The 22,161-nt window shown below is 62.1% G+C and carries 19 protein-coding genes, 1 tRNA gene and 1 pseudogene; 11 read left to right on the top strand and 10 right to left on the bottom strand.

Annotated features, from left to right (window positions below; all coding sequences use genetic code 11):
• Nucleotide 1 precedes the first annotated feature (1 nt).
• The 4 genes from ACY34H_RS13455 (at nucleotide 2) to ACY34H_RS13440 (ending at nucleotide 4,238) form a co-directional block, all read left to right on the top strand.
• A complete protein-coding gene (locus tag ACY34H_RS13455) occupies nucleotides 2-616 on the top strand; it encodes a response regulator (RefSeq protein WP_464977995.1) in 615 nt (204 codons plus the stop codon).
• Nucleotides 617-855: 239 nt separating this feature from the next.
• Entirely contained in the window at nucleotides 856-2,031 is a 1,176-nt protein-coding gene (locus ACY34H_RS13450; RefSeq protein WP_464977994.1) for an HDOD domain-containing protein, read from the top strand.
• Nucleotides 2,031-4,094: a putative bifunctional diguanylate cyclase/phosphodiesterase gene (locus tag ACY34H_RS13445; RefSeq protein ID WP_464977993.1), complete on the top strand. Its 2,064-nt coding sequence runs from the start codon at nucleotides 2,031-2,033 to the stop codon at nucleotides 4,092-4,094. Before ACY34H_RS13450 ends, ACY34H_RS13445 begins: the two co-directional genes overlap by 1 nt.
• Before the next feature lie 54 nt (nucleotides 4,095-4,148).
• Nucleotides 4,149-4,238, top strand: a tRNA-Ser gene (locus ACY34H_RS13440).
• Nucleotides 4,239-4,916: 678 nt separating this feature from the next.
• On the opposite strand, the gene ACY34H_RS13435 is transcribed toward ACY34H_RS13440, so the two are convergent.
• Nucleotides 4,917-5,066, bottom strand: coding sequence for a PEP-CTERM sorting domain-containing protein (locus ACY34H_RS13435; protein ID WP_464978100.1), 150 nt, complete (start codon nucleotides 5,064-5,066; stop codon nucleotides 4,917-4,919).
• Between the two features lie 261 nt (nucleotides 5,067-5,327).
• Nucleotides 5,328-6,824, bottom strand: coding sequence for a hypothetical protein (locus ACY34H_RS13430; protein WP_464977992.1), 1,497 nt, complete (start codon nucleotides 6,822-6,824; stop codon nucleotides 5,328-5,330).
• Nucleotides 6,825-7,769: 945 nt separating this feature from the next.
• Here ACY34H_RS13430 and ACY34H_RS13425 point away from each other — a divergent pair.
• A complete protein-coding gene (locus ACY34H_RS13425) occupies nucleotides 7,770-8,543 on the top strand; it encodes a hypothetical protein (RefSeq protein WP_464977991.1) in 774 nt (257 codons plus the stop codon).
• A 136-nt stretch (nucleotides 8,544-8,679) separates the two neighbouring features.
• Here the strand turns inward: ACY34H_RS13425 and ACY34H_RS13420 are convergent.
• Nucleotides 8,680-9,426 (bottom strand): annotated as a pseudogene (locus ACY34H_RS13420) (alcohol dehydrogenase catalytic domain-containing protein).
• Between the two features lie 110 nt (nucleotides 9,427-9,536).
• Nucleotides 9,537-10,172 (bottom strand): SAM-dependent methyltransferase, encoded by a 636-nt coding sequence (locus tag ACY34H_RS13415; protein WP_464977990.1) that lies wholly within the window; start codon nucleotides 10,170-10,172, stop codon nucleotides 9,537-9,539.
• A gap of 181 nt (nucleotides 10,173-10,353) precedes the next feature.
• Between ACY34H_RS13415 and ACY34H_RS13410 the strand changes: the two genes are divergently transcribed.
• Nucleotides 10,354-11,043 carry an aspartate/glutamate racemase family protein gene (locus ACY34H_RS13410; protein ID WP_464977989.1) on the top strand — a complete coding sequence of 230 codons (690 nt, stop codon included), beginning with the start codon at nucleotides 10,354-10,356 and terminating at the stop codon, nucleotides 11,041-11,043.
• A gap of 77 nt (nucleotides 11,044-11,120) precedes the next feature.
• Here ACY34H_RS13410 and ACY34H_RS13405 read toward each other — a convergent pair whose 3' ends face one another.
• The 3 genes from ACY34H_RS13405 to ACY34H_RS13395 all read right to left on the bottom strand — a co-directional run bounded on the left by ACY34H_RS13405 (nucleotide 11,121) and on the right by ACY34H_RS13395 (nucleotide 13,418).
• On the bottom strand, nucleotides 11,121-11,315 hold the full coding sequence (locus tag ACY34H_RS13405; RefSeq protein WP_464977988.1) for a hypothetical protein: 195 nt from the start codon (nucleotides 11,313-11,315) through the stop codon (nucleotides 11,121-11,123).
• A gap of 52 nt (nucleotides 11,316-11,367) precedes the next feature.
• Nucleotides 11,368-11,910, bottom strand: coding sequence for a PEP-CTERM sorting domain-containing protein (locus ACY34H_RS13400; RefSeq protein WP_464977987.1), 543 nt, complete (start codon nucleotides 11,908-11,910; stop codon nucleotides 11,368-11,370).
• Between the two features lie 101 nt (nucleotides 11,911-12,011).
• The gene (locus tag ACY34H_RS13395) at nucleotides 12,012-13,418 is read right to left on the bottom strand and encodes an MgtC/SapB family protein (protein ID WP_464977986.1); all 1,407 of its coding nucleotides are present in this window, start codon (nucleotides 13,416-13,418) and stop codon (nucleotides 12,012-12,014) included.
• 117 nt (nucleotides 13,419-13,535) lie between these two features.
• On the opposite strand from ACY34H_RS13395, the gene ACY34H_RS13390 reads away from it, so the two are divergent.
• Both ACY34H_RS13390 and ACY34H_RS13385 read left to right on the top strand, forming a co-directional pair.
• Nucleotides 13,536-14,216 (top strand): hypothetical protein, encoded by a 681-nt coding sequence (locus tag ACY34H_RS13390; RefSeq protein WP_464977985.1) that lies wholly within the window; start codon nucleotides 13,536-13,538, stop codon nucleotides 14,214-14,216.
• A gap of 240 nt (nucleotides 14,217-14,456) precedes the next feature.
• The gene (locus ACY34H_RS13385; RefSeq protein ID WP_464977984.1) at nucleotides 14,457-15,083 is read left to right on the top strand and encodes a hypothetical protein; all 627 of its coding nucleotides are present in this window, start codon (nucleotides 14,457-14,459) and stop codon (nucleotides 15,081-15,083) included.
• Between the two features lie 289 nt (nucleotides 15,084-15,372).
• On the opposite strand, the gene ACY34H_RS13380 is transcribed toward ACY34H_RS13385, so the two are convergent.
• Nucleotides 15,373-15,618 (bottom strand): hypothetical protein, encoded by a 246-nt coding sequence (locus tag ACY34H_RS13380; RefSeq protein ID WP_464977983.1) that lies wholly within the window; start codon nucleotides 15,616-15,618, stop codon nucleotides 15,373-15,375.
• Between the two features lie 226 nt (nucleotides 15,619-15,844).
• On the opposite strand from ACY34H_RS13380, the gene ACY34H_RS13375 reads away from it, so the two are divergent.
• Genes ACY34H_RS13375 through ACY34H_RS13365 form a run of 3 tightly spaced genes read left to right on the top strand, consistent with a single transcriptional unit; the run spans nucleotide 15,845 to nucleotide 18,344 of the window.
• Entirely contained in the window at nucleotides 15,845-16,561 is a 717-nt protein-coding gene (locus ACY34H_RS13375) for a phosphatase PAP2 family protein (protein WP_464977982.1), read from the top strand.
• Nucleotides 16,561-17,457 carry a diacylglycerol/lipid kinase family protein gene (locus ACY34H_RS13370; RefSeq protein WP_464978099.1) on the top strand — a complete coding sequence of 299 codons (897 nt, stop codon included), beginning with the start codon at nucleotides 16,561-16,563 and terminating at the stop codon, nucleotides 17,455-17,457. Before ACY34H_RS13375 ends, ACY34H_RS13370 begins: the two co-directional genes overlap by 1 nt.
• An 8-nt stretch (nucleotides 17,458-17,465) precedes the next feature.
• A complete protein-coding gene (locus ACY34H_RS13365; RefSeq protein WP_464977981.1) occupies nucleotides 17,466-18,344 on the top strand; it encodes a metallophosphoesterase family protein in 879 nt (292 codons plus the stop codon).
• Between the two features lie 24 nt (nucleotides 18,345-18,368).
• Here ACY34H_RS13365 and cls read toward each other — a convergent pair whose 3' ends face one another.
• Complete coding sequence (gene cls, locus ACY34H_RS13360; RefSeq protein ID WP_464977980.1) at nucleotides 18,369-19,757, bottom strand: cardiolipin synthase; 1,389 nt, start codon at nucleotides 19,755-19,757, stop codon at nucleotides 18,369-18,371.
• Complete coding sequence (locus ACY34H_RS13355; protein WP_464977979.1) at nucleotides 19,754-21,790, bottom strand: site-specific recombinase; 2,037 nt, start codon at nucleotides 21,788-21,790, stop codon at nucleotides 19,754-19,756. Before ACY34H_RS13355 ends, cls begins: the two co-directional genes overlap by 4 nt.
• Nucleotides 21,791-22,161: the final 371 nt, after the last annotated feature.

Genomic DNA, 22,161 nt, shown 5'->3' with positions numbered 1-22,161 from the left:
GATGACGATCAGGATATTGCTGGTGGACGATCACCCGCTGGTGCGGGACGGCCTGCGCGCGCGGCTCGAAGCCGTGCCTGGGTTCGACGTGGTGGCCGAAGCGGGCAGCGCCGCCGAGGCGCTGGAGGCGGCGCGCGTGCACGCGCCCGGCCTCGTGCTGATGGATATCAATATGCGCGGCACGAACGGGATTGAAGCAACAGGCGCCTTCCGCGACCAGTTCCCCGATATCGCGGTGCTGATCCTGTCGATGCACGACAAGCAGGAATACGTGTCGCAGGCAATGGCCGCCGGCGCGCGCGGCTACGTGCTGAAGGATGCGCCGGGCAAGGATATCGTGGTGGCGATCGAAACCGTGATGTCCGGCGGGATCTACTACAGCGCGGCGCTGGCCCGGCAACTGGTGCGCGCGCCGGCGCATGACGAGTTGACCAGCCGCGAGCAGGAGGTGCTGCGGCACATCGCCAACGGCGAATCGAACAAGCAGATTGCCCGCGAACTCGACCTCTCGGTGCGCACCGTGGAAACGCATCGCCTGAACATCAAGCGCAAGCTCGGCATCGAGGGGCAGGCCGAGCTGATCAAATTTGCGGTGCAGCGGGCGCGCGACCTGTAACCACTGCTGAACAACGGAAAAGCGATTTTCTGTTGTTCGAAATGAACAGACGCTCGTGCATTTTGTGAGTCTCAAGTGTGCAGGCACGTGCGCTGGTGGTTTTCTGATATATTCCTGAATGCATCTTTTTGCTTTATTGAAATATTCAGGTTGAAACATTTGCTGGTTTTGCCCTGCGCAAGGGGCTGGCTGTTCCTTTAGCTCGCATAACGATTGCGCCCAACCGCACCGAGAAGACGATGTCCCAATCCGACCTGTTCCCCGTGCCGGGACTGGAAGCCGTAGCCGACGCCCGGCATCAGTGGACCGCGCTGGCCGTCCGGCCATTTTCCACTGGCACTGCCGGCAGCGCGGATACGCACGGCACGGCGTCCCTGCTGGCACTGTTGTGCCGGCCCGACGCCCTGGCCGCCTTCGCTCCCCTCGACTGTATCGTTCCGCTGGCCGATCCCCTGTCCGTCGATGTGGCGCAGATGGCGCTGCTGCCGGCCGCGCGGATCGTGCTGCACGTGCCCGCCGCCGTGCTGCAGGCGCCTGCCGTGCGCAAGCATTGCGCCGCGCTGGCCGAGCAGGGTTTCCGGCTGCTGGTGGAAGGAGAGGCCGGCATGCATGCCGCGCAAGCGGGCATCCGCGGCATCGCGCAGGGCGGCAGGGGCCTGCCGTCCATGCTGTCCCTGCTGAGCCTGCCGGGACCGCACTGGGCGCATGACGTCGAGGACGCCGCCCGCTTCACCACCTGCCGCGAGGCCGGCATGGGCTGGTTCAGCGGCCCCTACGCGCGCCGCCGCACTGCCGACGCCGGCGACGGCACCTCGCGCAAGCGCCTGCTGTCGCTGCTCGGCCTGCTGGCGCAGGATGCCGATTCGCGCGAACTGGAAACCGTGCTGAAACAGGACCCGGCGCTGTCGTATCACCTGCTCAAGCTGGTCAACTCGGCGGCATTCGGCTTCACCAACCCGATCCACAATTTCGGCCAGGCGATCAACGTGCTGGGCCGGCGCCAGTTGCAGCGCTGGCTGCAACTGCTGCTGTACGCGCGGCCGCAACAGGATGGCCTGCCGAACCTGCTGCTGCCCGAGGCGGCGCGCCGCGCGGCGCAGATGGAGGCCCTGTGCAGGGCGCTGGGCGGCGACCGCGACCGGCAGGACCTGGCCTTCGTGGTGGGCGTGTTCGCGCTGCTCGACGAACTGCTGGCAATGCCAATGGCGGACATCGTCGCGGCATTGACGCTTGACCTGGATGTCGTCGGCGCGCTGCTCGATCGTGCCGGCCCGTTCGGCGCCATGCTGGCGCTGGTCGAGCAGCCGGTCCCCGACCCGGCCGCCATCGCGGCACTGGGACTGGCGCCGGAACAGTTCTGGGATAGCCAGCTGCAGGGCTGGCGCTGGGCGATCCAGGTAAGCAGGACGATCTGATGTCCCTGCACCCGCCTGCGGCCTTGCCCGTCACGGACTACCTCGACAGCAGCGCGGCGCTGTGCGATGCCGTGCTGCACCTGCGCGGCCCGGCCCTGGCCGCCGAACTGGGACGGATCGCCGGCGACGTGACGCACAGCCCGTGGGCGCGCTACGTGCCGCCCGACACCGCGCCTGCCGCGGCCGCGCCGCCGGATGCGCTGGTGCAGGAGATCGCGTACGACGGCTGCCGCCTGGGCCGCTTCGAGATCGCCGGCGGCGCGCAAGGGGCCGCCGAGCGCCGCAACCTGGCAAGCCTGGCGCGCCTGGCCGCCGGCGTGCTGCACGTTCACTCGCTGGCGCAGCGCTCCACCCACGCCTATGCGCAGGTGGAAGCGATGCTGCAGCACCAGGCGCAGATCCTCGACCAGATCCACGAATCGGTGATCTCGATGGACCAGCATGGCTTCATCACGAGCTGGAACAAGGGCGCCGAGCGCCTGTTCGGCTACACCTCGGTGGAAGCGATCGGCCGCAACATCCTGTTCCTGTACGACGACGAAGACCCCACGTTCCACGATCCATTCCTGATGCAGGGCGGCCGCCTGATGGAAGTGCGGCGCAAGAAAAAGTCCGGCGAAGTGTTCTGGGCCAGCCTGTCGCTGTCGCCGATGTTCGACGCGGACGAGCGCTCGACCGGCCTGATCGCCTACCTCACCGACATCACCGAGCGCAAGCAGGCCGAGGAACGCATCCACCACCTGGCCTACTACGATGCGCTGACCGGCCTGCCGAACCGCACGCTGCTGACCAAGCTGGTGGACCAGGCGCTCTCCGTAGCGCTCCGCACCAAGTCGCTCGGCTGCGTGCTGTTCGTCGACCTGAACCGCTTCAAGCTGATCAACGACACGCTGGGCCGCCTGGCCGGCGACCAGCTGCTGCGCGAAGTGGCGCAGCGCTTCCGCATGGTGCTGCGCGAACAGGACGTGGTGGCGCGCCTGAACGGCGACGAATTCGCCATCGGCCTGTTCGAGATTACGCAGCACTACGAAGCCAGCACGGTGGCGCAAAAGCTGATGGCCGCGCTGTCGCAGCCGTTCCTGATCGACGGCCACGACCTGCGCGTGGGCGCGGCGATCGGCATCAGCGTCTATCCGCAGGACGGCCTCGACGCCGAAACGCTGCTGCGCCAGGCCGATATCGCCATGTACCGCGCCAAACAGGGCGCCGAAGCGGATGGCGTGGCCTTCTACAGCGCGGACATGAACCAGGGCATGCACGAACGCATGCGCATCGAATCGGGCCTGCGCCAGGCCCTCGGCAGCGGCCAGCTGCTGCTGCATTACCAGCCCAAGTTCTCGATCGACGACGGCGCCATCATCGGCGCCGAAGCGCTGGTGCGCTGGCAGCACCCCGAGCACGGCATGGTGCCGCCCGGCGAGTTCATCCCGCTGGCCGAAGCCACCGGCCTCGTGGTGCAGGTGGGGGAGTGGGTGCTCGAAGCGGTGTGCGCCCAGGCCCAGGCCTGGCAGCGCGCCGGCATGCAGCCGATCCGGCTGGCCGTCAACGTCTCCGCCCGCGAGTTCACGCCCTCGCTGCCGGACCGCGTGCAGGAAACGCTGCAGCGCCACGGCCTGGCGCCGGCATGGCTGGAACTGGAGATCACCGAGAGCACGCTGATGCACAACATCGACCGCGTGATCGCCATCATGGACCGCATTTCGGCGCTGGGCGTCACGCTCTCGCTGGACGATTTCGGCACCGGCTATTCCAGCCTTTCGTACCTGAAGCGCTTCCCGATCGATACCCTGAAGATCGACCGTTCCTTCACCACCGGCATCCCCGCCGACGCCAACGACTGCGCCATCGCCAGCTCGATCATCAGCATTTCGCGGCAGCTGTCGCTGCGGGTGATTGCCGAAGGCGTGGAAACGCGCGAGCAGCTGGAGTTCCTGCGGCGCTCGGGCTGCAACGAGGTGCAGGGCTTCCTGTACTCGCGGCCCTTGCCGCCGGCGGAGTTCTCGCGGTCGCTGGCCGAGCAGGGCTGGGCGGATTCGGTTGCCGGCTCTGGCGGTGGGGAATGATTTCTGTATAATGCGGGCACTTCCGGCATGCAGTGTGTTGCCGGCGAGTCAAAAGGAAGCGTGGCCGAGTGGTTGAAGGCAGCAGTCTTGAAAACTGCCGACGGTGTGAGCCGTTCGTGAGTTCGAATCTCACCGCTTCCGCCAAGGAAAAGAAAAATGGATCGCGAAAGCGGTCCATTTTTTTGCCTTGGCGGAAGCTAGCAGAGCGCCTGCGCGCTCTCCTCGTAAGATTCGATGGGCTGTGCCTGCAGGCAGCCCTCTCCGAATCGCCTCAATGACCTCGCGCGTCGAAGGCGCGCGCTCGTTCATACCATTCAAAGCGCCGGGGGCAAGGCGACGTGACGGAGCCAGAGCGTTTCGCCTTGCATTATCATGGGGTGGGTACTCACGGGAGGCGATGGATACAGCACGCACGTGCTTTGCGGCTTGGCTCGATGGTCGCGGCGGCGTGGGGAACGTGGAGCATACGGCAATCCTCCGCCATGTCAGTGCGTTTTTCTAGGCGCATGGAGAGGCCAGCCTCACTTGGTGGCATCTTGCAAATGATCCGCACAAACCGACACGTGCGGGCTTCCACTGCATGGTGTCACACGACGGGAAGGCGATCAATTACGGTGCTGACCATTACAAGGAATATGGAGATCGAATGCCTCCGCTGGACGCGGTAGAAACGCAGATTGGGTATATCGTGTTTAGCGTGGATTTCCGAAATGAAATCTGAAAGGACAACTCCGGGTTTTTCGTTTTCGCGCCCCAATAGGTCGGTGACGCTAGCGTCTGCGATACACCGATTTCATCAGTTGCGGGTACGGTTTTCCGCAACTAATGTGCCAATGTAGCGTATGTAGGAAAAAACAGGTTTAACGTTTCGTCGCGCGCTGCCCTACGGCGTGCAAGAAAGCCTATCAAACCTAGGCCGAGGGCGGACATTGCTATGCCAGGAGGTTCGGGAACGGAGGAATCGACCGAGATAGTGGACTAATCGGTAATATACCAACGCTTGCCGAAGTCTGCATCATTCGACCAGCCCCATTCCCGGTCATCGCCCGGAGCGGTGCCCAAATAGAAGCTTTCGGAGTAGTATCTATTGCCGAAGCCAGCCCATGATCTTGTAATCGGTGGCACTGTGGAACATGAATATGAGGATGTCATCGCGTTCCGCAGGCCCGATTGGGTCGAGATAATCGCGCCCGTACCCTTTCAGGTGCGTTAGTTCGTTCGCGGTAATATCCTTTAAGCTCTGTTCGGTTTGGGCGAGTGCTCAACCTTGAAGTAGGCGGACTTGAAATTAGGTGATCCGTTAAAGGTTTCTCTAATTACATGGTGTGTCGGTGTCCCTCCAGATGATACGACCACGAAAAAGCTCTGGAAGATTGAATAGTCATCAGTGGTTATGCCTAGTAGTGGCTTGTCAATTGGCACTTCGCTATGGCGGCTCAACCAATATAGAATCATATGCCGTGTCAATCTGATAAAGCAAGTGGCTTCCTTGGTATCACGCACTACTTTAGGGACGATATCGTCATCTGTAGGCTTTGGGCCGCTCATTTCTGGGTTCGTATCGAATTCGTTGTGGCGGAACTCTGCGGCATGCACGAACGAGGAGCGCTGGCGGCCATATACATTGCTTACTAAATCCTTAACGACCTTCGACTGTATTTGATCCAGAGTTGCAATAAATGAAATCATATTGCAGATTGCCTTAGCCTCACCTACCAGATTATGCTTGAACGTTTGAGGCCCATGAATATCACAAGACAAGATTCCACTGCATGGTTGCTTGAAGTCTTCCGCTAGCGAGGAGAGCGCGGCGGCGTGCGCTACTACTGAGAGCGTAGGCATGCTCATCGTTATTGACATGCCAGAGTAGGCCGATAGTACCGCTTTTTCGAAGAGGGTCCGCATCTCAGCCTGTAGTTGGTGCCAGGCACTGACAATCCATTCAAGCGACTTAGAGCGATCCTCTATCTCGTCAGTTTTAGAGAAGGTCCAAGGAATGAGAGTTTTCGAATCGGGAGGGAGTATGCGCCCGATCGACGGAAAAGACTGGCCGCCGCCAAGCGGAGGCATGATAATACGCGCCATACGAGGTACCGCGATAGACATAAATGCACAAATCCTATTTGCCTGCTTTGAAGCCACTTTGCGAGAATTACTTTCTGCACCAGGAGGTAGCGTAACAATTAAAGCAGATACAAATCGGCCATCGTCAAGCTTTACAGTGGGATATATTGTTGTGCTGGCAAACTTCCAGATATCAGTGAAACCTGCGCAATCTTCGAACTCAACAAAAAACAGGTGATGCGTAGGCCATTCTTTTCCACATACAGCTCGTCCGGTCGCGACTTTGCAGAGCCGAATAAGTCTCCGGTCGAGAATCGTAATAATTTGAGGAGAAATTTCTAGGCTAAGTTCCTTATTCTTGATGTTAGAATCCTCTGTGAGGTAGACGGTGGCTGACATTGAAGTTTTTCTCACCTCAAGTTGTAAGCAGATGTGGTAATCGGAATTGGTCAACTTATCTTGGTGATGGAAAGTGTAAGAGCACAAATTAGTTCCCTTGCTGAGGTCAGGGGAATAATGCGCCAGTCCACCAAATTTATTGATAAGGTTCTCGAGTTCTTCCGTGAGGGGCGCTACGAATTTACGATCAATGTTTAGCGGTAACTCTCTTCCTAGACGAGGCATGTCGTGCGCAAGAACGTAGTTCCTGGTTCTTTCTATTTTCACATCTTCTCCTGATTTTTATGAACTATTCGCTCCAGCGTTCGAGCCCTGCGCATATAAAGCTTAATTCTACGCTAATTATTGCTAGTGCGGCAGGGATTGCAGGATGTTACCAAAAGATCATGTGCGGAAAAGTGCGCGTACGCCCATCTACTCAGCGTAGTTATGCGGCTTGCGGACCTTTTTGGGTCATTAATGCAAGGTGGGGCGGAAAATTTTTTGGACATTTGTTGACACCAAGATAAAATGAAGCCTCGTTTAACGGGGGGGATTTAAGGGTCAACTGTTCAGGAATACCCACAAGGCGCTTATATTTGCCCTCAATTACTCGTCCAGTATTATGCGCTTTTTCCGATGGCGAAGCTGTTTCGCGTTGGTATAGGTTCTTGCAAAGCGTAAGTTGGAATGACGGTGCCGGTGCAGTTGGCATCATTTCGGCGCGGGTCAGTTAGCTGCCGCCGTTCCAGTAGGCTTGCATTATCGCTCGTTATACCCCTCAGTAGGAAGAATGACCATGTTGTCAGAGCCGCGACAGGGTGACCGTTGCGTACCGCGAGGCCATTGCGACCCTTACAGAATGGGCAATCCCGCGTGCTACAGGAATCACGCTTCGCAATGAGGGAGCTGCGATCATCCGATCCTTTTACGAGAGGTTTGCTCCCTATGAGCGGCAGCAGGGAACTGGGCGCTGCGAAGGCCACTCCATACGACCAGAGGTCGCGGATCCATCAGGCACTGAAAGAACTTGACCTGCATACGCAGCGTGCGGTTCACGATTGCTTGACTGATTTGGTTGATGTACCTTGCCCGGTTCCTTGCGGCCAAAACGCCGCGTTCTAGACGGGCATCACGCTCAATCTGCACGTTGGCGCAACGAGCGCGATATTTCTCGATTGCATCTTATTGCAAAGACAATTATAATTGCGAATCGACAATCTAGAGATTCTTATGGACGAAATGCTGAAATCTGTAAAAGCGCAGCTGTATGACCGGCTAGCGAGCCAACTAGTTGTTTCGTTCGTATGTTCGTGGCTGCTGTGGAACTATAAGATAGTAATTGTAGTTTTGTCAGGAATTTCACCGGCCGATAAGTTTATGGCTATTGAAATGCTTGATTTAACGGCGCGGTTCCCCGATTGGTACTGGGTTTTGCATCTGTTTATAGGACCTGCCGGAACGGCTGCTGTACACATATTTGGAATCCCGCGCTTGGAAGAAAAGGTCTACCGCTACACGCTAAAACAGAAGCGTGAACTAAAACGAATCCGGCAAGAGATCGAGGATGAGACACCTATTTTGCAAGATGAGGCAAATGAACTGCGCAAGCAATTTGTCAAAAGTTCGGAATATCACAAGCATTTGGCGAGCAAGCAGCAAGAAATTGACTCGCTACGGGATGATTTTTCAAAAATGAAAGTCGAATTCGATAAGGTAAGCGCTGATAATAAGCAATTGCGAGCCGTCCCGGACGAGATACCAGATGAGCAAGCTAAGGTTCTCGAATATGTTATAGAAAAGGATGCGTCTGTTTCACGCGATGAAATAAAAGCTTTGATTGGTCATCTATCTAAGAATGACATCAAGCTTCTAATCGATGACCTGTACATGCATAAGGAGTATTTGCGGCCAATCTCAGAGAATCAGTTAGAAATTACGGACCACGCTCGCCGGCTCATGTCTGCAAGGGAGCGCCGCCGCCGCGAAGCTACGAGCGGCAACTAAACTCTTACAATCGACTCTGCACTAAAGTATAGTTGCTACTTAAATACGCCTCAGAAGTGTGTCTTGCTACTTTCGACATACGTCCAGCACCTGAAAGGCCGCGCTTAACCGTCACGCCGCGTTGTCCGACTCGGCCTCACGGACCGACGGCAATAGCGATCTTTCCTCGTAATCCGTTATCGCCTTTCGAGGTGGGCTTGCGCAAGAGGAATCTCGGCTAACGAATAGGTCGCCCCACATGCGGCCTGAGCTGTCCACGTTTGACCAAGGCGCTTAGTTCATCGAGCTTGCCGCGATTCAGTCTTGTGAACACGAAGTGATAACTGGCATTCTGTTTCTCGCATCACGGCTTCGACATAGTCTTCGGTCTCGTAGTCGATGACGGAATCGGCTCCCATGGTGCGAACTCGAAATTCGCCTCGCGGACAGTGATGATTACCCTTGCACCCAAGACCTTCACAAGCTGGATCGCCACATGTCCTGCGCCGCCGTGCACCAGGATGCTTTCCCCGACGCGAATTGCCGCACGCACGACTAGCGCTTTCCATGCCGTGCATCCGACCAGCGTCAGGCTTGCGGCTTCAAGGTGGCTAAGCGAGGCGGGTTTACTCCCGATGATGTGTTCGGCGGTGACGTGTATTCGGCATAGCTTCCCTGGCCTTCAAAGATTTGGGGCGGGTACCAGACTTCGTCGCCTCGGGCAAAAGGCTGTCACGCTTGCGCCGATTTCTTCGACCACGCCGGAAACGTCGTGTCCGGTAGTGGCGGGAAGTGGCACCAGGTCGGGGTAATCCCCGCGCCCTACCTGAAAGTGGAGGGGATTGATGGACGTGGCGTGAACCCGAACCAGAACTTGTCCTGCTCCAGGTACCGGTTTGGCCACATCGCGGAGTTCAAATGCGTCCGGACCGCCAAAAGTGCTGAGTGGCGTTGCGCACGATGGCTAGCGCGGCCCGGGCAGGACCCGGGCCTCCATGACAAAACCAGTCACCCTCAACGCGGATAAACAAACCCCGTCCGTATATCCATCGGCACCAGCTTCGCGCCGTTGCGCACCGTCAGCCGCTGCGGCGGCTCATCGCCCGCCAGCGCGCGTGGCGCAACCGGCAGCCCTTCGCCCTTGCGCAGCAGCGCATCGCACCGCTCGTACACGTTCGGGCAGCCGGTGGCCCCCAGCAGCGCCTGAACTACGGCCACCTTCCACAGGTCGACCCCGCCGGCATTGAACTGGCATACCAGGTAGCCGCCGGTGCCGCCATAGCTCTGCACGATCAGGCCCGACAAACCGTCCTTTTCGCCATCGATCACCTGGACCAGCGCCTGGGGATCGGCAGTGCGCAGCGCCTCGGCGCGGCGGGCCACGGCGGCTTGCACGCGCCGCTTCATCATTGCATGATCGACCGGCTCGTCCTCGCGCAGGGTCCACACGCGGGCGGCGATCTGCGACTTGGCGTTGTAGGCTGCGCGGGCCAGGAACTGGCGCGCCGACGACTGCACGATCGCCGTGGCGCCCGGCTTGTTGCGCTCCTGCGGCTTGCCGTCCACCTTGTCGATGGCGGACGCGTAAATGTACGGGTCGCCGGCCAGCAGGCCTTTTTCCTTACCCTGTTTGATGGTGATGATGAGCATATGCGGCTTTCGTGTAAGGGTCGGGATGATACAGCATGCGGCCGGCAGGGCCGCGTGGAGGACGAGGCATTGGCCAGCCGATGTACCGGCCAATGCCCCGGTACAGTAATGGACTCCGCTGTACTGCCCGCAGCCGTGCGATTGCCCTACGATGTACCTTTCCCCAAGGAGCGGAGCGCAGATGAAAACCATCGGCCTGATCGGCGGCATGAGCTGGCAATCCACGGTGCCGTACTACCGGCAGATCAACGAAGCGGTACAGCAGCGCGCCGGCGGGTTGCACTCGGCGAAGATCGTGCTGTACAGCGTGGATTTCCACGAGATCGCGGCATTGCAGCACGCGGGAGAATGGGCCGCGGCAGGGCAGTTGCTGGCGGGGGCCGCTGCCGCGCTCGAGCGCGCCGGCGCGGATTTTCTCGTGCTGTGCACGAACACCATGCATGCGGTGAGCGATGCGATCACCGCCGCCGTCGACATTCCGCTGCTGCATATCGCCGACCCGACGGCCGATGCGGTGGTGCGCGCCGGCGCGCAAACCGTTGGCTTGCTCGGCACACGGTTCACGATGGAGCAGCCGTTCTACCGGGAGCGGCTGGCGCGGCGCGGCCTGGAAGTGCTGGTGCCGCCGCCGGAGGAGCGCGAACTGGTGCACCGGATCATCTACGACGAGTTGTGCCAGGGCCGCATCGAACCGGCTTCGCGCGATGCTTACCGCCGCGTGATGGCGGGCCTGGCCGCGCGCGGGGCGCAAGCCATCATCCTGGGCTGTACCGAGATTTCGCTGCTGGTGAGCGAGGAAGATGCGGCCGTGCAGCTGTTCGATACCACGGCCCTGCATGGCCTGGCCGCGGCGGAACGTGCGCTGGAGTGAGGGAACTGAGCAAGGGGACTGAACCAGGGAACCGAACAAGGGAACCGGACAAGGAAATTGGAGGTCCGGCAAACCCGCTACTTCGGCGCCCTGTCTTTCGCCCGCCGCTGCGCGGGTTCATCGAGCACCCGACGGATCACCGGTTTCGGCACGCCGTCGCGCGCCATCACCAGGGCGGCCTGGTAGCGGCTGATGTTCGGCATCAGTTCCACGGTGGCGTCGACGGCTTCGGCCACCGGTTCGTTCGGCTTGTTTCGGCGTTCGTTCTGCATGCGTACCTCCAGTTGCGAGCTTACACGCGTCGGGCGTGGCGCGACAATCGGATCACTGCGTTTTGCGCCTGCGCCGGATTTCGAACAGGGCCAGCGGCACGCCGGCCAGCAACAGCGCCCACGTGCCCGGCTCCGGCATGGCGGTGATCGCGAAGGTCGTTTCCGGTGTCCAGCGGTACTCCCATTCCGCGAACTGGCCGGGCCAGAATTCGTAGCGGTATTCGCGCTCGCCCGTGGTGTACAGGTGCCCGGCGCCGACATAGCCCTCGGGATCGCGGCCGGACTGGCCGACGGTGAACGACAGTGTGCCGTCGCGGTATGCGAACGCTTCCGTGCCACAGCGGTAGTACTCGTTGCTGTGGCTTTCGCAGGCGATGAAATCGACGCCGTTCACCACCAGCGACAGGATTTCCGCACGCGCCACAACCCCGTCGCCATCGCTGTCCTGGCCGGAAAAGCTGCCAGTCAGCTTGCGCTCGGGAAGGAAGGTGCCGGCAAGCGAATCGTGGAATCCCTGGTACTCGAAGCTCCAGGTCTCGGCGTGGCCCGGAATCGCGCAAGCGGCCAGGACAGCGCATAGGAACGTTCTCTGCATGGCAGTCTCCGGAAATGGCACAGAAGGCTATCAGTCTAGGACGGAGTTCCCCGCGATGGGCGCGGCAGTACGGGCGATTTGAATAAAATCAAATGCGCCTATCACGGATTAACCAGCCCGGCGCTGCCCGGCGCCGGCCCCAGTGTCCCGAGCGGCCCGGGCCGCAGTTGCGTCAGTTGTGGCCAGTGATCCGTCACGAAGCGGGCCAGTGGTTCGCCAAGCAGCAGGCCGGCCAGGCCGACCGCCGCGATGACACCCATCGCCACGGCGATCGACAGCACGAAGCGGCGGTTCGGCACCCGCAGCACGAACGGCAGGTTGATCGCCACGCTGGCCAGTGATGCAAGGACCGCGCCGGTGGCGGCAACGTCCAGCTCGAGCTTGCCTTCGGCCGCCAGGCTGGCCGCTGCCGCCACCGCGCTGGCGCTCGACACGGTGCCGCCGAGCGCGCTCACGACGTAGAAGCCCACGTTGCCGAAGTATTTCTGCGTCAGTACGCCGACGATGTGCAGCAGCAGGAAGATCAGGCCGTACTTCAGCGCGCTCCACAGCGAAAACGGCAGCACGATCTGGTTTTCCTGCGTGTCGGCGGCGGCTTGCGGTGCCGGTTCGGCCGGGTGGCGGCGCACGAACACGAAGAAGGCCGTGGCCGCCAGCATCGCGGCGAACGCGCCGATGCCCGCCACCGCCACCGCGGGGGCCAGCAGCGCAAGGATGACGGCGTTGCGCATCACCATCGCCACGGTGGCGAGCAGGATGCCGCGATAGGCCGCCGCCGCCACGGCGCCCACCGCGCTGCCGCTGACCCGCGAGGCCAGTTCGTTGACGGTCACGCTGCTGTTCACCAGGCCGCCCAGGAAGCCGGCGATGGTCACGCCGCGCGCACCGAAAGCCTTCCACAGCACGTAGTTGACGAAGCCGATGCCGGCGATCAGGATCACGGTGGCCCAGGCGGCACGCGGCTGGATCAGGCCCATCGGCCCGATGCTGCCCGTGGGCAGCGCGGGATAGATGACGATCGCCAGGATCGCCAGCAGCAGCGCCGAGCGCAGTTCGCGCTCGGTCAGCCCGATCGAGAAGCCTTGCAGGATATCCTTCCATGCCAGCAGCGCGGTGGACGAGACCATGATCGCCGCGGGCGTCAGCGTGTGGCCCTTGCCGCACATGATGCCGGCGATGCAGGTGACGAGCATGGCGGCGGACGTCGTCAGCTCGGTACCCTCGTGCGTGCGCATGTCCTGCAGGTTCAGGAAGATCGTCAGCAGCCCGGTCAGGCACAGTACGATGTAGGCGTACATGTCGCCGAGCGAGGCGCCGACGGCGCCCAGCACGGCGATGAAGGCGAAGGTGCGCAGGCCCGCTTCCTTCTTGCGCCTTTCTCGCTCGAGGCCGATCAGCAGGCCGAGCGCCAGCGCCAGCGCGAAGCGGGTCAGCATCTCGAGGTAAGGCCAGTCGGCGACCGGGTGGATCATCCCCGGCGCGGCGGGCAGGGCGGAAATCAAACTCATGAGCCGACTGTAACGCCGAACGTCACGCACCGCCCACACATTTTGGAGCGTGGCAATGCTGTGCCGCGAAAATGCGCGTTGGGCTAGGATGACCTTTCGAAACATAAAGGAGGCATCATGCAGAACGACGACAAGGAACGGCTCCAGCAGCCACCGATCCCCACCCACCTGCCAAAGACGGTGGCGCCTGCGGACGTGAAGAAAATCGTGGGCGATCCGGTACCGCACGGTGCCGATTACAACCTGCCGCCGCCGGCGGGCGCCGGCAAGTCGATGGGCAGCGGCCTGGACGATTCAGTGGGCGGCCCGACGATGGGCGCCGCCCCGGCGCCGCGCGGCCAGGCCGCGATGACGCGTGACCAGGACAGTCGCGCCGTGGACCAGCACATGGGCAACTTGCAGCAGGGCGCGCAGCAGGGCAATCAGCAGCAGGGTAATCAGCAGCAGGGCAATCAGCAGCAGGGCAATCAGCAGCAGGGCAATCAGCAGCCGGGCAATCAGCAGCAAGGCAGCCAGCAGCAGGGCAACCAGGCGCAGCCCGGGGGCAGCCAGTCCGGCACGCCCGGCAATGCGCAGCGCGCCACCGGGCAGGAAGGCGGCGCGCGCTCTGAAGGCTTGCTGCCTGGGGGCGATGAGACCGACGGCCGCTTCAACGTGGCCGAGGAAGTCAGCGCCGACCAGCAGTCCGACCAGGCGCGCAAGGTGGGCAGCATGGAAGACGCGGCAAAAGGGCCGCATGGCGACAAGCTGTCCGAAGCGGTGGCACGCTCGGTGGGCAAGGAAGGCGACAAGTCCTGATCGCCGGAGCGTCGGGCGACGACTCCGAAGCGTGGCAGGCCGGCCGGCTACGGAAGCGGCCGGCCTGCGTTAATTAGCGGGCAGCACGAGCCGCATTGCGAAATACACAATGCGCACATTTTTCACCGCGACTTTTAAGCTGGATCAAATCTCCTGCTGAGCATTCCCCTGAGTCCTCTGCCTATACTGCGGAGTATTGCGCAACGCAACGTGTGTTGCTGTAAACCAAGGGGACTTACCATGCACCAGGATCCGCTCTTAGCCAGCATCGGCGGCATGCTGCGCCGGTTCAAGCGTGCCGAAGCGTGGTTGCGCAGCGCCGGCATGCCAGTGTTCCTGGCGCGCGTGCCCGTTTGGCTGCTGTGCCTGCAATACTGCATCATGATGCGCGGCAAAACAGTGCGCATCTCCCGGGTTGCCGAGCGCATTGCATGCTGGCTCGAAACGATCACCGAGCTGTCCCAGCATGAACATGCGCGCATCGAGCTGATCGACATGGACAGCGGCATGCGCAACGATATCGAATCCACCAAGCGCACGCTGCTGCTGTTGCGCGAGCTGAGCGTGGATGTCGGCGGCATGTTCGACAGCATTGGTTTCCAGTCCAGGTTCCTGGACAGCACGCAGGAAAAATTCCTGGCCGTCGTCGAAGAGTCGTGCATTACCGCCACCACGCTGCAGCGGGCAATGGAAATGCACGACGTGCGTGCGCTGGCGCTGCTGCGCGAAATGCATGAGGCGGAACACGCGGGGGCTGTGGAAGCGCCGGAAGCCGGCGATGCGCCGCAGGAATCGGCGCCTTATCGCGAGACCCGCGACGCCGGCGAGGTCGCGGCCGCCAGCCTGGGCGCCACTGCCAAAGCCTGAAGCTGTCGCCGAAACGCCGAAAAATCACGATGCGTTTCCGCAGCCGGTGTCGAATTCCTGGCAAATCCCCTGGGAAATAGTGTCCGACACCAGCCTTGCATTGCCATTCCCGATTCAAACCATCGGTTCACGCCCGGACGTGGCCACCGGCACGCCTGCCGGCCGCGCGCTGCGGCATTCAACGCGGCGGGTGAAGAGAGGCCGCCGCAGCCATGACGCGCTGGTCACGTCCGCCGTGACCGGTTACCGTCGCACAGTCGTGGCCACTGTGCGACACTGCACAGATCGATTACTGTGCTTTGGACAAGATCAACAGCCAGCGGCCGAACAGCAGGATCTCGATATGGCCCGGCTGCACGCCGGTATCGCATTCGATGATCGGGTTGACCGGGTAAAAGCGCTTGCGGAAGTCGCGGCAGACCAGCATCTCGCGCTTGCCGAAGCGCACCAGGAAGGACGTTGGAGCGTACTCGAGTCCGAAACGCGATTCGAAACGCGAAGGGAGACGGCGAGGGTCGTAGTCGATGGTTGCCATGACAGTTCCTTATCGAAAAAGGATCGAATAAACAAAGAGTTCGCAGCGCCGGTCGAAAGTCGGTCCAGGGTCTGGAACAGGTCGGTCGCATGAGCCTGGGAAGTGCTTCCGCTTGCTTCCTGAGCGCTGCCTACTGGATAGAAGCTTAACATAACTACTGTACAAAAACACAGGGCTGTATGAAAAAACAGGTTTTTTGCTGGCCCGTTGCAAATACGAGAAATCGATGAGCCGGATCGCCTATTCCAAACTGCTGCGTTTCCTCGAAGCCCGCATTACCCCTGGCGGCGAATTCGGCCTGCACCTGACGGCCGGGTTGGCCCTGCTGGTTTCAGCCGTGGCCGTATTTCGCGAGATCGCCGAAGCGGTCGGCGAACAGGACGACATCGCTCTCTTCGACGTGCACGTGGCGCAGTGGTTCCACACCCACGCGTTCGAGCCGCTGACGACCATCGTGCTGGGCTTCACGCACGTGCACGGCATCGTCGGCATGTCCGTTGCATCGAGTCTGCTGGCGCTGTGGTTCTGGCGCAGACAGGCCAGGTACTGGCTGCTGTGCGTCGTCATTGCGGCGCCCGGCGGCATGCTGATCAACGTGCTGCTCAAAAACGTGTACGCGCGTCCCCGGCCGATGTTCGATGAGCCGCTGCTCACGCTCGCCACCTACAGCTTCCCCAGCGGCCACACGGCCGCCTCCACGCTGTTCTATGGGCTGATCGCCTGCTATGTCGTCACCACGTCACCCAGCTGGCGCAAACGCTGCCTGGCGATGGTGCTGGCCGCCGTGATGGTGCTGCTGGTGGCGTTCAGCCGCGTCTACCTGGGCGCGCATTTCGTCTCCGACGTGCTGGCCGCGATGGCCTACAGCGCCGGCTGGCTGGCGGTCTGCATCGCCGCCGTTTCGACGCTGCGGCGCCGGCGCCTGGCACGCAGGGACGAGTGATGCGGCAGGCCGTGGTGATCGTCAATGCCGGTGCCGGGCAGGGCCATGATGGCGATCGGGCAGTGGCGCTGCGCGACAAGTTCGCGGCCGTCGGCATCGATGCCGACGTCACGCTGGCCGGCGGCGGAGATGAAATGATCGGCGTGGCACGCGAGGCACTCGACGACGGCATCGGCCTCGTGGTGGCGGGCGGGGGCGACGGCACGATGAATGCCGTGGCTTCGGTGCTGGCCGGCAGCCAGGCCGCGCTCGGCGTGCTGCCGCTGGGCACGCTGAACCATTTCGCCAGGGATCTCGGCATCCCGCTGGCGCTGGACGACGCCATCGCCAACATCGCCCATGGCCGGCCGGTGGCGGTCGATATCGGCGAAGTCAACGGCAGGATCTTCCTGAACAATTCCAGCCTGGGGCTGTATCCGGACATCGTGCGCGACCGCGAAAAGCAGCAGCGCCGGCTCGGCCGCGGCAAATGGCTGGCATTCTGCTGGGCCAGCGTGGCGGCCTTGCGCCGCTTCCCGTTCCTCAGCCTGCGGCTGCATGTGCACGGCGACGAGCATGCGCGGCGCACCCCTTTCGTCTTCATCGGCAATAATACCTACACGATGCAAGGGCTCAATATCGGTGAACGCGCCCGGCTCGACGAAGGGCACCTGAGCCTGTACGTGGCCCAGCGGCCCACGCGCTTCGGGCTGGTGCGCCTGGCGTGCCACGCGCTGGCCGGGCGGCTGGCCGAGGCCCGCGACTTCGACGTGGTGCTGGCCGACGAGCTCACCATCGACACCCGGCGCAAACTGGTGCGCGTCGCCACCGATGGCGAAGTGACGCTGATGGCGCCGCCGCTCGAATACCGTTCCCGTCCCGGTGCGCTGACGGTCATCGTACCGGGCGCCGACTAGGAGAAAACATGCGAACCATCGTGCACCTGTCCGACATTCATTTTGGCCGCGTCGACGAGCGGCTGCTGGCACCGCTGCGCGCCACGGTCGAGGCAGTGCAGCCGCACGTCGTGGTGGTGTCCGGCGACCTCACGCAGCGCGCCCGCAGCGAGCAGTTCAAGGCGGCGCGCGCCTGGCTGGACACGCTGCCGCAACCGCAGATCGTGGTGCCGGGCAATCATGACATTCCGCTCTACAACGTGGCGGCGCGCTTCCTGACGCCGCTGACGAAATACCGGCGCTACATCACGGAAAACCTGGCGCCCGAATATGTCGACGATGAAATCGCCGTCATGGGCCTGAACACCGCGCGCTCGCTGACGATCAAGGATGGCCGTGTCAACCGCGAGCAGATCAGGCGCCTGCATGACCGCATGGCGAAAGTGGATCCGAACCTGACGCGCATCGTCGTCACGCACCATCCGTTCGACCTGCCCGAGGCATTCGACGAAAACGACCTCGTGGACCGAGCGCCGATGGCGATGGAAGCGTTCTCGCGATGCGGCGTGGATCTGCTGCTGGCCGGGCACCTGCATGCCAGTCATTCCGGCAACAGCGCCACGCGCTACAAGATCGCCGGCTATGCGGCACTGATCGTGCAGGCCGGCACGGCCACGTCCACGCGGGGCAGGGGCGAGACCAACTCGTTCAACGTGCTGCGCGTCGATGGCGACGAGATCCAGGTGGAGCGCTACGGCTGGCAGGAGGCATCGGCCGCCTTCGAAGTGGCCACGATCGAGATCTTCCGCCGCGACGGCAACACCTGGCAGCCGCTCGGCACCGCGCCGGATATCTACGAAGCCATCACCAGCGAAGAAACCGTGGCGCCGCAGATCGTCAACAACTGACGCCGGGTAAGGACCGGCTGGTGGCTACAGCCAGTAATCCCACACCTTCGATGCCCATTCCTTCACCCGCGTCACCAGCGGCCGGTCGCGCCAGGCCGCCAGCGTGACTTGCTTCGAGTTCTTGATGTCGTCGCGGAACGCGCCTTCCATTTCCTTGCCGAAGGCGTCGCCCAGCACGATCACGTTGACTTCCGCGTTGTGCTGGAAGCTGCGGCGATCGATGTTGGCCGAGCCCACCGTGGACCAGACGCCGTCGATCACCATCGTCTTCGCGTGCAGCACGGCCAGCTTCAGCTCGTAGATCTGCACGCCGGCTTCCAGCAGCCGGTCGTAGACGGCGCGGCCGGCATGGAACACCAGGCCGCTGTCGGAAACGCTGGGCAGCACGATGCGCACCTGCACGCCACGTTTCGCCGCATCGATCAGCGCCTGCAGCGTCTGCTCGTCCGGCACGAAGTAGGCGCAAGTGATGTGGATCGATTTCTTTGCTTCCTGGATCGCCAGCAGCATCGCCTTGTAGATCTCGTACTGCCCGCCCGGTTCGCTGCCCAGTACCCGCACCAGCTTGTCGCCGGCGATGATCGGGTTGGGGAAATAGTCGGCTTCGCGCAGGTCGTCGGTATCCTGTCCGGTCCAGTGCTGGATGAACAGCCACTGCATCGCCTGCACGGCGGGGCCGTCGATGCGCACGTGGGTATCGCGCCAGCCCACGTCCTTCTCGCTGCGCGGCCGGCTTTTCGAGCGAAATGGCGAACTCTTCGAATAGGTGTCGCTGATGTTGATGCCGCCCGTGAAGCCGATCTTGCCATCGACGATCAGCATCTTGCGGTGGTCGCGGTTGTTGACCTTCCAGCCGTTGCCGCGCACCTTGGCCGGGTTGACCGGGTTGTAGGCCACCAGGTGGATGCCGGCGGCGCGCATGCGGTCGAAGAACGCCTGCGGCACCATCAGCGTGCCCACGCTGTCGTAGATGATGTTGACCGTCACGCCGGCCTTCTGCTTGGCGATCAGCAGGTCGGCGAACTTGTCGCCCATTTCGTCCTGGTCGAAGATGTAGGTCTCGAAGTTGATGTGGTTCTTCGCGCCCTCGATGGCGGCCATCATCGCCTTCATCGTGGCGGGGCCGTCGAACAGCAGTTTCACCTGGTTGCCGGCGATCAGCGGCACGCCGGTGGCGGCTTCCTCGAGGGCCGCCTGGGCCTTCAGGTCGAGCGTGTTCTTCGACCAGCGCTTGGCCAGCAGCGCCTTGGCGCGGGCCGGCGACAGCTCGCCGTTGACCGACTTGACCACCGGTACCGCCGCGGCGGCCTCCTTGGCCTTGTCCGGATCGACGGCCGGCAGCGACGCGCAGGCCATCAGGCACCATCCGGTCAGGACCACCGCCAGGAGATGGCGTGGGTTCCAGCGTTTCATTTGTTTTCCTTTGTGCCAAAGAAGAAGTCGACCGGCGCCCTGCGCAGCCGGCTGCCCAGCGCCCGCAGCAGCAGGAAGCCGTGCTCGAACGGAATGCGGCGCGCGCGCAGCGCCACCCATAGCGCGAGACCGAAACTGACCAGCAGGTTGACGGCCCCGATTGCCAGGAAACCGGTGACGGAAGTCACCACCAGTTGCCAGCTCACATTGTGATCCAACGCGACCAATGCTGTCGCGAAATTGGCCGACGAGAAAGTAACGTGGCGGATATCGATCGGCAGCCCCAGCAGCAAGCCCAGTGCGCTGGCACCGCCCAGCATGATGCCGAAAGCGAAATTGCCCATCAGGCTGCCCAGGTTATGTTCCAGGTAGCGGCCGAGGCGGATGGTGCGCTCCGCACCGAGCAGGGCATTCAGGCCGCGCAGTTGAGTGATACGGCGGCCCCAGCGGGTGTACAGCGCCTGGTTGTCGTAATAACCCGAGACCAGGCCGGCCAGGAACAGGCAGACGCCGGCAATCGCCGCATAGAACAGCGCCGGAGTGTGGAGCGGATCGATATCGTGCAGCAGGTGCATGGCCTTGCCCTGGCTGACCAGGTGTTGGCCGGTAACCTGCAACCAGCCCCACGCGATCAGCCAGGCGGTCGGCAGGGCGGTGGCGATGTTGCCGAGCACGGCAGTAACCTGGGTGCGGAACACCTTGTTGATCAGCTCGGCCAGGCTGTCAGGGTCGATGTGGCGGCCGTCCCGGCTTTGCAGGCTGGCGGCGATGTGCGACGCCGTCATCGCCGGCTGCTTGGTGGCCACCGTGAAGTGCAGCAGGTGGATGAACACGAAGCCCAGCGAGTAATTCATTGAAAACAGGAACGCTTCGACGAGTGGCGCCGCGCGCAGCGTACCGAGCAGGATCTTGAACAGGGCCATGAAGCCGACGACCACGCCGGCCCCGGCAGCGGACAGGAACATGCCGCCCAGCGCGCGTCGGTTCTCGGCAATGTAGTGCTCGCCGGTGCGGCTGGCGTTTTCCGTGACGTTGCGCGCCAGCAGGTGGATATTGTCGCGGAACAGGTCGCTGACCGTGTACTTGTTGTTGTGGGCCTCGATCAGTTCCAGCGTCATCGCCAGCGTGGCGGCGCGGCGCTGCGCCTGCCGGGTGACGGGCACGCGCTGCGGCTGCGTGCCGACCGTGCCGTTGACCAGGTTGACCGACGGCGCGGCACGCAGTTCGCCCGACACGTCGACCAGGAACAGCAGCTTGCGCATACGGTCGATGCTCTGGGTGAGTGTCACCAGCAGATAGGTGAGGGCGATGGTGGTGCCCTGCACCAGCGCCTTGCGGCGGATGCGGGCGATCACGCTGTCGCACTGGTCGAGCATCACCAGCAGGTGCTTCGGGTCGTCGAGCGTGACATCCTCGCCCGCCATCAGGCGCGCGTAGCCGTCGAGGTAATGCTGCACTTCGCGGTTCTGCACCAAAAATGGCGATTCGAACTCTTCCATCTCGGTGTGGAAATTGGTCAGCTTCGGTTCCAGCCCCACCGCCGCCACGCGGTAGGACAGCGTGCGGATCGCTTCCAGCATGCCCGGCAGCATCACGATGCGGTCGCGCCGGTGGAACAGCGTGTCGAACAGGTCGAGCCAGTCGAGCGCCGGCACCGCGCTGATCCATTCCCAGTCGGTCTTCCTGTAGAACACCTGGTCCAGCAGGTCGGCCAGGTATTCGTCGCCCAGCGCGGGGGGCAGCATGCGGTAGGCGATGCGGCGCTTCAGTTCGGTGAAAAAGCCGTCGTTCGACAGCACGCCCACTTCCGTGTACAGGCTGGCGTGGCGGCGCGCCTTTAGCAGGCGCAGCACATAGGCGCGCAGCTGGCGCGCGTGTTGCGGATTGCCGCGCAGCAGTTGGGTAAGGGTACGGACATTGGCAGCCGCGCGGATGTAGTTGCCGCGGCGGCGGGGGCGCAACTGACCGACGAGATCGACCAGTGCGGCCACCCCCGTCGTCTGTTCATCGATGCTGTCGAGGATGGCAAGCATGGGGCACTTCGTAACGAAAGACCGCAGTATACCGCTCAACAGTAGACCGTCTGTACGCTAGCGAACCCAGGTTTTCGCGATTATTTCCCAGTCGTAGCATGCATGAGTCATTTCCTTACGTGAACTTCATCGGCTCGGCAGTTTTTTATTCACTTTGACGCCGCACAGGTATATGGTTGAAGCATGAGTACTGGTTTGTGAGTCTCCGCACAGAGAAGCAATGCGGGTCGGCATTATCCTTGTATCAAGTTATTTGTATTCAAGTTTTAGGTGAGAAGCTTTAGGTGAGCAACCCCCAGGCGAGAACCTCGGGAAAGCATGCAAGGTGGCAGGACCGAGCCAATCGGTCGTTGGACTTGACCTAGAGACGA

Source organism: Pseudoduganella sp. jia 9 (genome assembly GCF_055502615.1).
Note: the sequence above shows the minus strand (reverse complement) of the source record. Positions and strands in the feature narration are given on the sequence as shown.

Bases quoted from the DNA above. Each gene is read 5' to 3' on its own strand.
- ACY34H_RS13410 (WP_464977989.1), top strand. From the start codon at position 10,354: ATGAAAACCATCGGCCTGATCGGCGGCATGAGCTGGCAATCCACGGTG.
- cls (WP_464977980.1), bottom strand. From the start codon at position 19,757: ATGAAACGCTGGAACCCACGCCATCTCCTGGCGGTGGTCCTGACCGGA.
- ACY34H_RS13370 (WP_464978099.1), top strand. From the start codon at position 16,561: ATGCGGCAGGCCGTGGTGATCGTCAATGCCGGTGCCGGGCAGGGCCAT.
- ACY34H_RS13400 (WP_464977987.1), bottom strand. From the start codon at position 11,910: ATGCAGAGAACGTTCCTATGCGCTGTCCTGGCCGCTTGCGCGATTCCG.
- ACY34H_RS13455 (WP_464977995.1), top strand. From the start codon at position 2: ATGACGATCAGGATATTGCTGGTGGACGATCACCCGCTGGTGCGGGAC.
- ACY34H_RS13395 (WP_464977986.1), bottom strand. From the start codon at position 13,418: ATGAGTTTGATTTCCGCCCTGCCCGCCGCGCCGGGGATGATCCACCCG.
- ACY34H_RS13390 (WP_464977985.1), top strand. From the start codon at position 13,536: ATGCAGAACGACGACAAGGAACGGCTCCAGCAGCCACCGATCCCCACC.
- ACY34H_RS13405 (WP_464977988.1), bottom strand. From the start codon at position 11,315: ATGCAGAACGAACGCCGAAACAAGCCGAACGAACCGGTGGCCGAAGCC.
- ACY34H_RS13375 (WP_464977982.1), top strand. From the start codon at position 15,845: ATGAGCCGGATCGCCTATTCCAAACTGCTGCGTTTCCTCGAAGCCCGC.
- ACY34H_RS13355 (WP_464977979.1), bottom strand. From the start codon at position 21,790: ATGCTTGCCATCCTCGACAGCATCGATGAACAGACGACGGGGGTGGCC.
- ACY34H_RS13450 (WP_464977994.1), top strand. From the start codon at position 856: ATGTCCCAATCCGACCTGTTCCCCGTGCCGGGACTGGAAGCCGTAGCC.
- ACY34H_RS13385 (WP_464977984.1), top strand. From the start codon at position 14,457: ATGCACCAGGATCCGCTCTTAGCCAGCATCGGCGGCATGCTGCGCCGG.
- ACY34H_RS13425 (WP_464977991.1), top strand. From the start codon at position 7,770: ATGGACGAAATGCTGAAATCTGTAAAAGCGCAGCTGTATGACCGGCTA.
- ACY34H_RS13415 (WP_464977990.1), bottom strand. From the start codon at position 10,172: ATGCTCATCATCACCATCAAACAGGGTAAGGAAAAAGGCCTGCTGGCC.
- ACY34H_RS13380 (WP_464977983.1), bottom strand. From the start codon at position 15,618: ATGGCAACCATCGACTACGACCCTCGCCGTCTCCCTTCGCGTTTCGAA.
- ACY34H_RS13365 (WP_464977981.1), top strand. From the start codon at position 17,466: ATGCGAACCATCGTGCACCTGTCCGACATTCATTTTGGCCGCGTCGAC.
- ACY34H_RS13445 (WP_464977993.1), top strand. From the start codon at position 2,031: ATGTCCCTGCACCCGCCTGCGGCCTTGCCCGTCACGGACTACCTCGAC.